Origin of the sequence: Pantoea eucrina (assembly GCF_020079945.1) — a bacterium.
GTDB lineage: Bacteria > Pseudomonadota > Gammaproteobacteria > Enterobacterales > Enterobacteriaceae > Pantoea > Pantoea eucrina.
The window spans coordinates 2,001,311-2,015,390 of the sequence record NZ_CP083448.1 but is presented as its reverse complement, the minus strand read 5'-3'; the positions used below and the strand labels follow the sequence as shown (position 1 = coordinate 2,015,390).

Annotated in this window: 11 protein-coding genes; 8 read left to right on the top strand and 3 right to left on the bottom strand. The window is 60.0% G+C overall.

All coding sequences use genetic code 11. The annotated features are described in order from the left end of the window. Positions 1 to 5: 5 nt before the first annotated feature. The 3 genes from LAC65_RS09575 to glyA form a co-directional block, all read right to left on the bottom strand. The gene (locus tag LAC65_RS09575) at positions 6 to 293 is read right to left on the bottom strand and encodes a sarcosine oxidase subunit delta (protein ID WP_039385224.1); all 288 of its coding nucleotides are present in this window, start codon (positions 291 to 293) and stop codon (positions 6 to 8) included. Positions 294 to 304: 11 nt separating this feature from the next. After that, on the bottom strand, positions 305 to 1,558 hold the full coding sequence (locus tag LAC65_RS09570; protein WP_039385222.1) for a sarcosine oxidase subunit beta family protein: 1,254 nt from the start codon (positions 1,556 to 1,558) through the stop codon (positions 305 to 307). 85 nt (positions 1,559 to 1,643) lie between these two features. Beyond that, positions 1,644 to 2,909, bottom strand: coding sequence for a serine hydroxymethyltransferase (gene glyA, locus LAC65_RS09565; protein WP_039385219.1), 1,266 nt, complete (start codon positions 2,907 to 2,909; stop codon positions 1,644 to 1,646). 308 nt (positions 2,910 to 3,217) lie between these two features. Here glyA and LAC65_RS09560 point away from each other — a divergent pair, with 308 nt between their 5' ends. The 8 genes from LAC65_RS09560 (at position 3,218) to etfB (ending at position 14,055) form a co-directional block, all read left to right on the top strand. Further along, positions 3,218 to 4,594, top strand: coding sequence for an L-serine ammonia-lyase (locus LAC65_RS09560; protein ID WP_039385216.1), 1,377 nt, complete (start codon positions 3,218 to 3,220; stop codon positions 4,592 to 4,594). 335 nt (positions 4,595 to 4,929) lie between these two features. Then, a complete protein-coding gene (gene gbdR, locus LAC65_RS09555; protein ID WP_039385214.1) occupies positions 4,930 to 6,078 on the top strand; it encodes a choline metabolism transcriptional regulator GbdR in 1,149 nt (382 codons plus the stop codon). 214 nt (positions 6,079 to 6,292) lie between these two features. Beyond that, positions 6,293 to 7,270, top strand: a complete 978-nt coding sequence (locus tag LAC65_RS09550; RefSeq protein ID WP_039385212.1) for a dipeptidase — start codon at positions 6,293 to 6,295, stop codon at positions 7,268 to 7,270. 37 nt (positions 7,271 to 7,307) lie between these two features. Beyond that, the gene (locus LAC65_RS09545) at positions 7,308 to 7,835 is read left to right on the top strand and encodes a DUF5943 domain-containing protein (RefSeq protein ID WP_039385210.1); all 528 of its coding nucleotides are present in this window, start codon (positions 7,308 to 7,310) and stop codon (positions 7,833 to 7,835) included. Between the two features lie 91 nt (positions 7,836 to 7,926). Beyond that, positions 7,927 to 9,990 carry a dimethylglycine demethylation protein DgcA gene (gene dgcA / locus LAC65_RS09540; RefSeq protein WP_039385208.1) on the top strand — a complete coding sequence of 688 codons (2,064 nt, stop codon included), beginning with the start codon at positions 7,927 to 7,929 and terminating at the stop codon, positions 9,988 to 9,990. An 87-nt stretch (positions 9,991 to 10,077) separates the two neighbouring features. Continuing rightward, entirely contained in the window at positions 10,078 to 12,036 is a 1,959-nt protein-coding gene (locus LAC65_RS09535) for a (Fe-S)-binding protein (RefSeq protein ID WP_039385205.1), read from the top strand. Beyond that, positions 12,036 to 13,274, top strand: coding sequence for an electron transfer flavoprotein subunit alpha (gene etfA / locus LAC65_RS09530; protein WP_039385201.1), 1,239 nt, complete (start codon positions 12,036 to 12,038; stop codon positions 13,272 to 13,274). The genes LAC65_RS09535 and etfA overlap by 1 nt, the downstream gene beginning before the upstream one ends. Beyond that, positions 13,264 to 14,055: an electron transfer flavoprotein subunit beta gene (gene etfB, locus LAC65_RS09525; RefSeq protein ID WP_039385198.1), complete on the top strand. Its 792-nt coding sequence runs from the start codon at positions 13,264 to 13,266 to the stop codon at positions 14,053 to 14,055. The genes etfA and etfB overlap by 11 nt, the downstream gene beginning before the upstream one ends. Positions 14,056 to 14,080 lie beyond the last annotated feature (25 nt).

Genomic DNA, 14,080 nt, shown 5'->3' with positions numbered 1-14,080 from the left:
GCTCCTTACCCTTGCTCGCCGGCTTCAGGCTGTTCATTGAGTGTATAAACACGTTTGATTTCATACGTCTGTGTGTCGCGCGTCAGGTTGAAAAACTTGCGGCAACCGGCGCTGTGCACCCAGAGTTCGTTATGCATGCCGCGCGGGTTTTTACGAAAGTAGAGAAAGGTTCCCCACTCCTCGTCGCTGCAGGCATCCGGACTGGCGGGCCGGGCGATATGCGCCTGACCGCGCGGATGAAACTCTTCTTCTTCGCGATACTCACCGCAGTGAGGACAGTAAATGTGCAGCATGCTAAAAGTCCTTAGTGGGCCACGCCCGCAGCGCCATGTTCGTCAACCAGAGCCCCGGTATAAAAGCGGGAGAGGGCAAAAGGTTCAGCTATCGGATGCGGCGTGCCGTGCGCCAGCTGGTGGGCAAACAGGTTGCCGGAGCCGGGGGTGCCTTTGAAGCCGCCGGTGCCCCAGCCGCAGTTGAAAAACAGGTTGCGTACCGGGGTCGCGGAAAGGATAGGGCTGGCGTCAGGGCAGGTATCAACAATGCCGCCCCACTGGCGGTTCATGCGTACGCGGCTGGTGCAGGGGAAAAGCTCAACAATCGCCTGGATCGTGTGCTCAATCACGCTGTAGGATCCGCGCTGACCATAACCGACCCAGCCGTCAATGCCGGCACCAATCACCAGGTCGCCTTTATCAGACTGGCTCATATAGCCGTGTACATGGTTGGACATCACAACCGTATCCAGGAAAGGTTTAATCGGCTCTGAAACCAGCGCCTGCAGCGGATGCGACTCCACCGGCAGTTCAAAGCCCGCCATTTTCGCCATCACGCCGGAGTTGCCGGCGGTCACGCAGCCCACGCGGTCGGCTTTGATTACGCCATGGTTGCGGGTTTTCACGCCGGTGATCTTGCCATCGCTGATCTCCATATCGATCACTTCACAGTTCTGGATCAGATCCACACCCAGACTGTCGGCTGCGCGGGCATACCCCCAGGCCACCGCATCATGACGGGCGTTGCCGCCGCGCCGCTGCACCGAGGCGCCCAGCACCGGATAACGCGCATCTTTACTGCAGTCGAGCGCCGGGATCTCACGCTGCAGCTGGTCGCCATAGACCATTTCGTTGTCGACGCCCTGCAGGCGGTTGGCGTTAGCCAGCCGCTCATTGGTGCGCAGATCCTGCAGCGTATGGCAGGTGTGATAGACACCACGCTGCGAAAACATCTGGTTGTAGTTCAGCTCCTGCGACAGGCCTTCCCACAGCTTCATGGAGTGCTCATAGAGCGCGGCGGACTCATCCCACAGGTAGTTGGAGCGGACGATGGTGGTGTTGCGGCAGATATTGCCGCCGCCGAGATGGCCCTTTTCCAGCACCGCCACATTGGTGATGCCGTGCTCCTTCGCCAGATAGTAAGCGGTAGCCAGACCGTGACCGCCGCCGCCGATGATAATCACGTCATAGCGTTTCTGCGGTGTCGGGTTGCGCCAGACCTTCTGCCAGTTCTCATGAAAGCTCAGACTGTGTCTGAGCAGGCCAAATCCTGAATAGCGTTGCATGTTTATCTACTCCCGTAACGATACCGCGTGTGCGAATGGACAGAGGGTAAGACGGCGCCCCGCGGCAGGCCGGGGGCGTTCTGGCTTAGCGGTAAACCGGGAAATCTGCACACAGCGACAGCACCTGCTGCTTCACCTGCGCAATTTTCACTTCCAGCTGCTCCTCGTTGTGCATGACGTCGAGGATGTCTGCGATCCAGCCTGCCAGCGTGCGGCAGTTCTCCTCACTGAAGCCGCGCGTGGTGATCACCGGTGCACCGATGCGCAGGCCGGAGGTCACAAACGGCGACTGCGGATCGCCCGGTACAGCATTTTTATTGACGGTGATATTGGCGCGCCCCAGCGCGGCGTCCGCCGCTTTGCCGGTCAGGCCCTGTTTGATCAGGCTCAGCAGAAACAGGTGGTTATCGGTACCGCCCGAGACCACATCGTACTGACGCGCAATAAAGACCTCCGCCATCGCCTGCGCATTTTTCACTACCTGGCGCTGATAGTTTGCGTAGTCAGGCTGCATCGCCTCTTTAAAGGCTACCGCTTTGGCGGCGATAACATGCATCAGCGGACCGCCCTGGCCGCCGGGGAATACGGCGGCATTCAGTTTCTTCTCCAGCTCCGGATTGGCTTTCGCCAGGATCAGACCGCCGCGCGGACCGCGCAGGGTTTTATGCGTGGTGGTGGTGACCACGTCAGCGAACGGCAGCGGATTAGGATAGATACCGGCGGCGACGAGGCCTGCGACGTGTGCCATATCAACAAACAGCCATGCGCCCGTTTTATCGGCGATAGCGCGAAAGCGCGCCCAGTCAACCACGCGTGAATAGGCGGAGAAGCCAGCCACAATCATTTTCGGCTTATGCTCCAGCGCCAGCGCTTCCACCTGGTCGTAGTCGATCTCGCCCGTTGCTTCGTTCAGGCCATACTGCACGGCGTGATAGATCTTGCCGGAGAAGTTGACGTGTGCGCCGTGCGTCAGATGGCCGCCGTGCGCCAGACTCATGCCCAGCACAGTGTCACCCGGCTGGCACAGTGCCATATAGACCGCCGCGTTAGCCTGCGAGCCGGAGTGCGGCTGCACGTTGGCGTAATCGGCCCCGAACAGCGTACAGGCGCGTTCAATGGCCAGTTTCTCCACGATGTCGACATATTCACAGCCGCCGTAGTAGCGTTTGGCCGGATAGCCCTCCGCATATTTATTGGTCAGTACCGTGCCCTGCGCCTGCATAACGCGCGGGCTGGTGTAGTTCTCTGAAGCGATAAGCTCAATGTGCTCTTCCTGACGCACTGCTTCCTGCTCTATCGCCTGCCACAGTTCACTGTCAAAGCTCTGAATGGTGTCGCTTTTCGCAAACATGCTCTCTCCTTGCCCGGATAATCGCGCGGCGCCTGCTCCGGAACTGAGCCATTCAGGGCAGCGATGAATTGAGTGTGAGTTGATAATACCCAGCGCCACTGCGGCCAGGATGTTTGGTAACGCCGGGGCTATGTCAATTTGCGACATAGGGCGCTGCCCGCCACCGTGCGGCAGGGTAAGGCGGCTACGCCGGGCGGAAAATGGCGAGTTCACGGTGAAATGCGTCGTTCTCCGGCATCCATCGATTTTTTACGCCATCGATAATGCGGCAGGTAAACACTACATGGCCGTGAGCCCGGGAGAGCAGAATGAGTATTAGCGTCTTCGATTTATTTAAGGTCGGAATTGGCCCCTCCAGTTCGCACACCGTCGGGCCCATGCGCGCGGCGCAGCGCTTTGTTGAGCAGCTGAGCCAGAGTGCCAGGCGGCAGGCGCTCTGCCGCATTAAAATTGAACTGTTTGGCTCGCTGAGCGCAACCGGACGCGGCCACAGCACCGACAAAGCGGTGCTGCTCGGGCTGATGGGCGCTTCACCGGATACCATCGATCCGCACATCATTGACGCCACGGTGCAGGCGATCTGCGAAACCGGTTCGGTGACGCTGCCGTGGGGGGAAAACATTGAATTTGACTGGCATCAGGATCTGCTGTTTGTGGATGACGTGCTCGCTTATCACCCGAACGCCATGCGGCTGAACGCCTATTTCCGCACCGGCGACAGCCTCTCGGTGGTCTATTACTCCATCGGCGGCGGCTTTGTGCTGGATGAAGAGGAGGCCACGGCCACTGCACATCTGGTGCCGCAGTGCACGCTGCCCTATGACTTTAACAGCGGAGCGGAGCTGCTGGCCCACTGCCGCGAAAAGGGGCTGCGTATCAGCGCGCTGATGCTGGAAAATGAAAAGGTATGGCGTGACGAAGCGGCGATCCGCAGCGGGCTGGCGCAGATCTGGCAGGTGATGCAGCAGTGCATCGCTAACGGGCTGGCCCAGGAGGGCATCCTGCCGGGTGGCCTGCAGGTGCGCCGCCGTGCGCCAGCGCTCTATCAGTCTCTGCGCCGCGCCTCAGCGGAGAATGTCATCAGCTCGACGCTCTCCGCCATGGACTGGATCAATCTCTATGCGCTGGCGGTCAACGAAGAGAACGCCGCGGGCGGGCGGATGGTGACGGCACCGACCAACGGCGCCGCCGGCATTGTCCCGGCCGTGCTGATGTACTACATGCAGTTTGAACCCCGCGCGCGCGAAGAGGATGTGGTGGACTTTCTGCTGGCGGCGGCCGCGGTCGGGGCGCTGTGCAAAAAGAATGCGTCTATATCCGGCGCTGAGGTGGGCTGTCAGGGCGAGGTCGGCTCCGCCTGTGCCATGGCGGCGGCTGGCCTCACAGACGTGCTGGGCGGCACGCCGGAACAGGTTGAGAACGCGGCGGAAATTGCGCTGGAACACAATCTTGGCCTGACCTGCGATCCGGTGGGCGGGCTGGTGCAGGTGCCCTGTATTGAACGCAACGCGATTGCGGCAATGAAAGCGATTAATGCCGCGCAGATGGCGCTGCGCGGCGATGGTCAGCACTTTATTTCGCTGGATAAAGTGATCCGTACCATGCGCGATACCGGCCGCGATATGCAGGATAAATATAAAGAGACGTCGAAAGGGGGTCTGGCAGTCAACGCGATTGAATGTTAATTCTGTGTAACTAATTGGTTACGATAGCTTATGCGGATCGCCATACGGGCAGGCAGCGGACAGTGATGTAAAAGAGTGCAAAATGCGCTGACTTAACCAAAACGGGTCAGCGTCTGCACTGTTTTGAGGCTAAAGGGAGCAGTTCGTGCAGCAATGATCAAATCTGTGAAGCTGAACAAACATTTGTTTCGCTTATGTTAACTGTGTGTCATTTTCCGCAGGGCCATCCTGGTGACGAATGGCATGTCTGTTGCTTACTCTATAGGTGATGGAAAGCGATTGGGGGAGATGCCCCCGGGTAATGTTTCTGTTTAGCCTAATAGAGGTCAGCGCACATGTTCGACACAGACGCAATTTTGAAAAGTCCCTCTACTGATATTAAAAAGCGCAGCGTAGGCTTTTTACTGGTCAATAATTTCACCATGATGGCTCTGGCAACCGCAGTTGAACCTTTACGCATGGCGAACCAGCTAAGCGGCAAGGAACTGTATAGCTGGTGTACCGTCAGTGAAGAGGGTGCGCCCGTTGTGGCAAGTGATGGTATTTCAATTACGCCCGATCATTCGATGGCTAACGTGGCAGCACTGGATGTGCTGATCGTGGTCGGGGGTGTCAACATTACCCGCAGTTATACCAGCCGTCAGGTGAGCTGGCTGCAGAGCATGGCGCGCCGCAAAATCCTGATTGGCGGCATCTGTACCGGACCCTATCTGCTGGCGGAAGCCGGGCTGCTGGATGGGTATCACTGCAGCGCGCACTGGGAGTGCATTGCGTCCATGCAGGAGGCGTACCCCAAAGTCATCTGTACCAACCAGCTGTTTGTGATTGAGCACGATCGCATGACCAGCAGCGGCGGCACCGTGCCGATGGATATGATGCTGACCATGATCCAGCGCCACTTTGGCCACCAGCTCACCGCCGGCATTTCAGAGATGTTTATCTGCGACCGCGTACGCAATGAATCAGACTATCAGCGTATCCCGCTGCGTCACGTGCTCGGCACGGCGCAGCCAAGCCTGGTGGAGGCAGTATCGCTGATGGAGGCCAACATTGAGGAGGCGATCGATCTGGATGAGCTGGCAGGTTACGTCGGCCTGTCGCGCCGTCAGCTGGAGCGGCTGTTTCAGAAATACCTGCGCTGCTCGCCCTCACGTTACTATCTGAAACTGCGGCTGTTCCGCGCCCGCCAGCTGCTGAAGCAGACCTCCATGTCGATTATTGAAATCGCCCTGGCGTGCGGCTTTGTCTCTACGCCGCACTTCAGCAAATGCTATCGCGAACATCTTGGCGTGCCGCCGCGCGAAGAGCGGCGGGGCGTACACAGTCAGGGAGGCGGCAAGACGCTGACGCAGTTCTTTATGGCGGAAATGCCCGGCCTGACAAACTGGCAGCAGGAGAGCACGGTATCCGCCTCTCTGCGCATCCTGAATGAGGCGCGCTTTGAGCCAACCTTTGGCTCAGTGGCACTGTCAACGGATCTCTGACGCCACCCGCCACCTGTAATGCGTGCCGGCTGAAAACGCTGCCTTCAGGGCAGCTTTTTTATGTCCGCTCATCGGTTTAAACCATCCGTTCACTTTCCGGGGCTGCGCCAGCTGTCAGGCAAGTGACGTTTTCAGAACAATTCATCCGCAGCGTAAACCCTATTCTGTTTTCATTCGGCCGCACCCGGTTATGAATCAAACCAGAGAGGAAGATATGAACGCTACTGAATTGCACGATTCTGCGATTGTCATCGATGGGCTGGTAATTGCGAAATGGGACAGAGAGCTGTTTGAGGATATGCGCCGCGGCGGGCTGACGGCTGCCAACTGCACGGTCTCCGTCTGGGAAGGGTTTCAGGGCACGGTTAATAATATCGTGGAAATGAATAACCTGATTGCGCAGAACGCCGATCTGGTCACCAAAGTAACCAACACCCGCGATATCCGGCGCGCCAAAGATGAAGGCAAAACCGGCATCCTGATGGGCTTCCAGAACGCGCACGCGTTTGAAGATCAGCTGGGCTACATTCAGGTGTTCAAAGAGCTGGGCGTGGGCGTGGTGCAGATGGCCTATAACACGCAGAATCTGGTCGGCACCGGCTGCTATGAGCGTGATGGCGGCCTCTCCGGTTATGGTCATGAAGTCGTGGCGGAGATGAACCGCGTCGGCATGCTGTGCGACCTTTCGCACGTGGGCGCGCAGACCTCAAAAGAGGTGATCCTCGCGTCGAAAAAACCGGTCTGTTACTCCCACTGCCTTCCCTCTGGCCTGAAAGATCACCCGCGTAATAAATCTGATGAAGAGCTGAAATTTATTGCGGACCACGGCGGATTTGTGGGCGTCACCATGTTTACCCCGTTCCTGAAAAATGGCATTCACTCCACGATTGAAGATTACGTGGAAGCGATCGACTACATCTTCAACCTGGTGGGTGAAGATCAGATCGGCATCGGCACCGACTTCACGCAGGGCCACGGTCAGGCATTTTTCGAGTGGCTGACGCACGACAAGGGCTACGCCCGCCAGCTCACCGACTTCGGCAAAATCATCAACCCGGAAGGCATTCGCACGCTGGGTGAATTCCCGAACTTAACGGCTGCGCTGCTGCGCCACGGCTTTACCGAGAAGCAGGTGCGCAAATTTATGGGCGAGAACTGGCTCAACCTGCTGGCAAATGTCTGGCATGAGTGATCGTCTGGCCTGTTCACACCACTAAGCGAGGTAAACCATGGCACATGCGCCTGAAATGCCAATCAGCGTCGATGATGAAACCGGCGTCTGGACCACCGATGCGTTACCGATGTTGTACGTGCCCCGGCACTTCTTCGTGAACAACCATATGGGCATTGAAGAGGAGATTGGCGCTGAACGCTACGCCGCCATCCTCTACAAAGCGGGCTATAAATCGGCCTGGCACTGGTGCGAAAAAGAGGCTGCGCTGCACGGCCTCTCCGGTGACGCCGTATTTGAGCACTACATGAAACGTCTTTCTCAGCGCGGCTGGGGCTTCTTTTCCACCGAAGCGCTCGATCTGAAACAGGGCACGGCGCGGATCCGACTCGATCACTCTGCGTTTGTCTATCAGTACGGCAAGGTCAACCGCAAGGTGGACTACATGTTTACCGGCTGGTTTGCCGGCGCGATGGATCAGATTGCGCAGAGCCTCGGCTACAGCGTGAAAACCCGGGCGGTGCAGACGCAGAGCGCGGCCGAAGAGGGATGTGAGTACGGCATTTTTACCGTTTCGCCAGTATAAAACCGGGTACGCAGCGCCGGCTGCGTACCCTGCACAACAACTGAACCGCAGGCTGGCGGGCCGGATATCAGAACGGAATTAAGGTGAAGCTATGTCACAGTTTGATCTGCTGTTTGAGCCATTAAAGATAAATAAACTGACTATCCGCAACCGTATTGTCAGCACCGCCCACGCCGAGGTGTATGCCACTGACGGCGGGATGACCACCGATCGCTATGTGCGCTATTACGAAGAGAAAGCCAAAGGCGGCTGCGGGCTCTGTATCTGTGGCGGCTCAAGCGTGGTCTCGATCGACAGTCCCCAGAGCTGGTGGAGTTCGGTTAACCTGAGTACCGACCGGATTATTCCCCACTTTCAGAATCTCGCCGATGCCGTGCACCAGCACGGCGGCAAAATCATGATCCAGATCTCCCACATGGGGCGGCGCTCGCGCTGGGATGGCGAGAACTGGCCTAACCTGATGTCACCCTCCGGCATCCGTGAGCCGGTGCACCGCGCCACCTGCAAAACCATTGAGGAAGAGGAGATCTGGCGCGTTATCGGCGACTTCGCTAAAGCGGCGCAGCGCGCCAAAGCGGGTGGCCTCGATGGCGTGGAGCTCTCCGCCGTGCATCAGCATATGATCGACCAGTTCTGGTCACCACGCGTCAATAAGCGTACCGATGAGTGGGGCGGCAGTTTTGAAAAACGGATGCGCTTTGGCATTGAAGTACTGAAAGCGGTGCGTGACGCGGTCGGCCCCGATTTTGTCGTCGGCATGCGCATTACCGGTGATGAGTTTCATCCCGACGGGCTCAGCCATGAAGATATGCGGCAGATCGCCGCCTACTACGATAAAACCGGCATGGTCGATTATTTTGGCGTGGTCGGCTCCGGCTGCGACACCCATAACACGCTGGCGAACGTTATTCCGAATATGAGCTATCCGCCCGAGCCGTTTCTGCATCTGGCGGCGGGTATCAAAGAGGTGGTCACGGTGCCGGTGATCCACGCGCAGAATATTAAAGATCCCAATCAGGCGCAGCGTATCCTCGAAGCGGGCTACGTTGACTTTGTCGGGATGACGCGTGCGCATATCGCCGATCCGCACCTCATCGCCAAGATCAAAATGAATCAGGTCGATCAGATCCGCCAGTGCGTCGGCGCCAACTACTGCATAGACCGGCAATATATGGGGCTGGATGTGCTGTGCATTCAGAACGCGGCCACCTCGCGCGAATATATGGGGCTGCCGCATATCATCACCAAAACCGAAGGGCCGGTGCGCAACGTCGTAGTGATTGGCGGCGGACCGGGCGGGCTGGAGGCAGCGCGCGTGGCGGCAGAGCGCGGGCATAAGGTCACGCTGATTGAGCGCGCCAGCGAGCTGGGCGGGCAGGTTACGATTGCGGCAAAAGCGCCGCAGCGCGATCAGATGGCCGGTATCACGCGCTGGCTGGCGATGGAAACTGAGCGTCTCGGCGTCAAGGTAATGACCGACACCACAGCGGATATGACGATGATCCGCGATCTCACCCCCGACGTCTGCATCCTTGCTACCGGCGGAGAGCCCTTCCTGGAGCAGAACCCGGAGTGGGGAGCGGCGGAAGGGCTGGTGGTCTCCAGCTGGGATGTGCTGAACGGCATGGTGGAGCCCGGCAAAAACGTACTGGTGTATGACGCTATCTGTGAATTTTCCGGGATGTCCGTCTCCGATTTCCTCGCCGCGCGCGGTGCGCTGGTGGAGCTGGTAACCGGCGATATCAAACCCGGCGTGGGCATTGGCGGCACCACCTTCCCGACCTACTATCGCAGCCTGTATGAAAAAGCGGTGGTGATGACCTCCGATCTGGCGCTGGAGAAGGTCTATCGCGAAGGCGAGAAGCTGGTGGCGGTGCTGGAAAATGAATACACCGGGCAGAAAGAGGAGCGGGTGGTGGATCAGATTGTGGTGGAAAACGGCACCCGTCCTAATGAGGAACTCTACTACGCGCTGAAAGCGGAATCGCGCAACAAGGGGCAGATTGACGTGGAAGCGCTGTTTGATGTCCGTCCGCAGCCGGTGCTGGCGCAGGCGGGCAGCGGCATGATCCTGTGGCGGCTCGGCGACTGCGTCTCGCAGCGTAACGTTCACGCCGCGATCTACGACGCGCTGCGTCTCTGCAAGGATCTGTAGCTTCGCCGTCGCTGACGTAAAGCGTGCGGTATCCGGAAGCGGTACCGCACGCCGCATCTAACAGAAATTGTCTGGAAAGGGCACATCATGGTACTTGATCGGATACTCCCCTGGTTACTTCTTGGCGCGGTGATTCTGGCCATCGTGGGTATGGTCAGGCGCGTCCTGCTCTGGCGGCGCGGACAACCGGAACAGGTTGCGCTGCTGAGCGGCCTGATGGCGATGCCTCGCCGCTATCTGGTTGACCTGCATCACGTGGTGGCGCGTGATAAATATATGTCGCGCAGCCATGTGGCCACCGCCGGCGGCTTTGTGCTGTCGATGCTGCTGATCCTCGTGGTTCATCTGGCGGGCGTCAGCGGCACGCTGGTGGATGGCGTGCTGGCGGGCGCGCTGCTGGTGATGTTCAGCGGCGCGCTGTTTATCTGGTATCGCCGTCGCAATCCGCCAGCCCGTCTTTCACGCGGGCCGTGGATGCGGTTGCCAAAGAGCCTGCTGGTGTTTGCGGCAACGTTCTTTATCACCACGCTGCCGGTCTCCGATCTGTTTGGCGAGGCGGGGCGCTGGGTGATGGCGGTCCTGCTGCTGGCAGGGATCTGCTGGGGTCTGGGCGAGATGGTGTTTGGCATGGCGTGGGGCGGGCCGATGAAACACGCATTCGCCGGTGCGCTGCATCTTGCCTTTCATCGTCGTCCCGCCCGCTTTGGCGGCGGCCGATCCGTGGGCCTGAAGCCGGTGGATCTGGCTGCCCCAACGCTCGGCGTTGAAAAACCGGCCGATTTCAAATGGAACCAGCTGCTGGGCTTTGACGCCTGCGTGCAGTGCGGCAAGTGTGAAGCGATGTGCCCGGCGTTTGCGGCGGGTCAGCCGCTCAATCCCAAAAAGCTGATTCAGGATATGGTTATCGGGATGGCGGGCGGCAGCGACGCGCGCTTTGCCGGCAGCCCCTATCCGGGCGTGCCGGTGGGCGAAGCGTGCGGAGCGCCGCATCAGCCGATTGTCGGAGGGCTGATCAAAGAAGAGACGCTCTGGTCCTGCACCACCTGCCGCGCCTGCGTGGAGGAGTGTCCGATGATGATTGAGCATGTCGATGCCATTGTGGACATGCGCCGCTTTATGACGCTGGAGAAGGGGCAAACGCCCGGCAAAGGCGCGGAGGTGCTGGATAACCTCAGCCAGACAGATAATCCTGGCGGCTTTAACCCGCGCAGCCGCACGCACTGGTCAGCCGATCAGAACCTGCCGCTGATGCGGGATGTCGGGCAGGCCGACGTGCTGTTCTGGGTCTCCGACGGGGCGTTTGATATGCGCAGCCAGCGTATTCTGCGCGCGTTTGTCAAAGTGCTCAGGGCCGCCGGCGTAAACTTTGCGGTGCTGGGCGATGAGGAGCTCGATAGCGGAGACGTGGCGCGACGCCTGGGTGATGACGCCACGTTTCAGCGGCTGGCGCGCAGCAATATCGCCACGCTGCAAAAATATCGTTTTAACCGCATCGTGACCACCGATCCGCACGCCTTTCACTGCCTGAAAAATGAGTATCCCGATTTCTACCCGGCAGACACGCAGCCTGACTATGAGGTGCTGCATCACACCACCTTTATTAATGAGCTGGTTAAGGCGCAGCTGCTGGATCTGAAAGATTACAAAGGCGGCAGCGTGACCTGGCACGATCCCTGCTACCTCGGCCGCTACAACGGTGAATATGCATCACCGCGTGAACTGCTGGCGGAGCTGGGGATCAAACTCAGCGAAATGGACCGCTCCGGTTTCCGCTCACGCTGCTGCGGCGGCGGTGGCGGTGCGCCGATTACGGATATTCCGGGGGAGCGGCGCATCGCTGACATGCGGATGGAGGATGCAAAACAGACCGGCGCAGAGCTGATTGCCGTTGGCTGCCAGCAGTGTACCGCGATGCTGGAAGGTGTCGTCGGGCCGCGTCCGGAGGTCAAAGATATCGCTGAACTGGTGGCGGAAGCCCTCAGCGAACCGAAAAAACCGCTGCCGGCGAAGCTGCGCGAGCGCCAAATTGCTGTGGAGGTGATCTGATGGAAACCACTGTACGCCGCGATCCGCGTCTTGAGTGGATTGCCCGCAACCGGCTGCATCCGCAGCATGCAGAGCTGATGCAGCCGGTGCAGGAGAGCCGCGGCCCGTCCGGGCTGCTGCGTAAAAATCCGCACGCCGTCGGCTTTACCGGACCCAACGGACTGAAGCGCATCGATCGCGAGAACGTTAACGCGTTTTCCCAGCTCTCCGGCCGGCGCAGCGCCGGCACGCCGCACGTCGCTGAGCTGCCGCTGCACCGCGTGGCGCAGCCGGATTACTGCGTGGCGGCGGTGCTGGATATGACCGGCGGCCGCCTGACCAGCCACGATCGCGACGTGCTGGGGCAGGCGCATCAGCTGGTGCGTGATGCTGGCGGTGCTGGCGTGGTCGTGGCCGTGGTATTTGGTGAGCATCGTGAAGAGAACTTTGCCACCGCGGGCGCTGACCGGCTGCTCCACTTCAGCGGCGAACGCTATGAGGGTTACAGCCCGGAGCAGCGCATCCATGCGCTGATGGCGGCAGAAAACGAACTGGCACCGCGCTTCTGGCTGTTTCCGGACAGTGTTGCCGGAGGCTTTGAGCTGGGCTGTCGCTTTGCCGCACGCTGCGGGGAGCGACCCGCCACGCAGGTGTGGCGCATAGAGGGCGACAGCTGTATCAGCCGGGCGGCGGGCGGCAGCGCCGATATTACGCGTCCGGTTGCGCGCGTCATGCTGCTGACCGCAGAGTGCGCCGATCCGGTGGATGAGACCCGCCATGAAGCGCTGCCGGTGAGCGTCGGGCTGCGAAGCATTGGCGCTGCGCGCATTACCGACTGCGGACTGATGCCGGTCGATCCGGCAGCGGTGCCGCTGGGCGAGGCGGAGTTTATTTTGTCTGCCGGTAACGGCGTCAGCGACTGGGCGCAGTTTCACGCTACCGCAGAGAGTCTGGGAGCGACCGAAGGCGCCAGCCGCGTGGCCGTGGATAATGGCCATATGCCGCGTTTCCGGCAGGTGGGTGCTACCGGCACCTGGGTGACGGCGCGGGTCTATCTGGCGGTGGGCATCTCCGGCGCGGTGCAGCATCTGCAGGGGATTGCGCAGTGCGACCGGGTGATCGCCATTAATACCGATCCCGGCTGCGATATGGTCAGCCGCGCGTCGCTGAGCGTGATTGGCGACAGCGATGCGATCCTGGCTGAACTGGCGCGTCTGGCGCGCGCCTGGCGTAATAAGGAGCTTAACCATGCAGCATAAAGCACACCACAGCGGCTGCCGCATTACGGCGCTGATATCCGTCGGACTCCATCCCGAGTCGGGCAGGGCACGCCGCGCCGGGCAGGATGCGCGTGCGGTAGAGATGGGGCTGGCGCTGGCTTCCGGCGATCTGGAGCTTCTTCACGCCGGCGATCCGCACAACGCGGCGCTGCGCAGCTATGCGGGCATGGGCGTTGAGACGCTGCGCGTGCTGCCGATGACGGAGCAGGGCGATGCGGTGGCGGTGCTGAGTCACTATCTTAAGCAGGATCACCCGGATGTGATCCTCACCGGCGGCCGGGCGGAGCGCGGCGAGTCATCCGGTATGCTGCCTTTTCTGCTGGCAGAAGCGCTGGAGATCCCGGTTGTGGTCGGCGTGGCGGAGATTGTCAGCCTGAACGGCACCGATGCTGAAGTGCTGCAGGCGCTGCCGCGCGGTCAGCGGCGTCTGCTGCGTGTGGCGCTGCCGTTTATCGCCAGCGTGGACATGGCCGCCGCCGCGCCGCGCCAGAGCGCGTTTGGCCCGGCAAACCGGGCAGAGATCACCACCGCTGCGGGCGTGGACGTGCCGGATACAGCGATGGCAGCCTGGGAGATAGCGCCGGCGCGTAAGCGGCCGAAGCGCCTGAAAAAAGTAAAAGCGAAAACGGCGGCGGATCGCTTTAAAGCGGCCACGGCGAAGTCACAGAATGAAGGTGGCAAAGTGGTGCAGAATAAACCGGTGAATGAGATGGCGCAGGCGGTCTTTGATCTGCTGCTGGAGGAGGGCGTGATCCGCTAGCTGCGTGCCTGAACGATAAAAAACC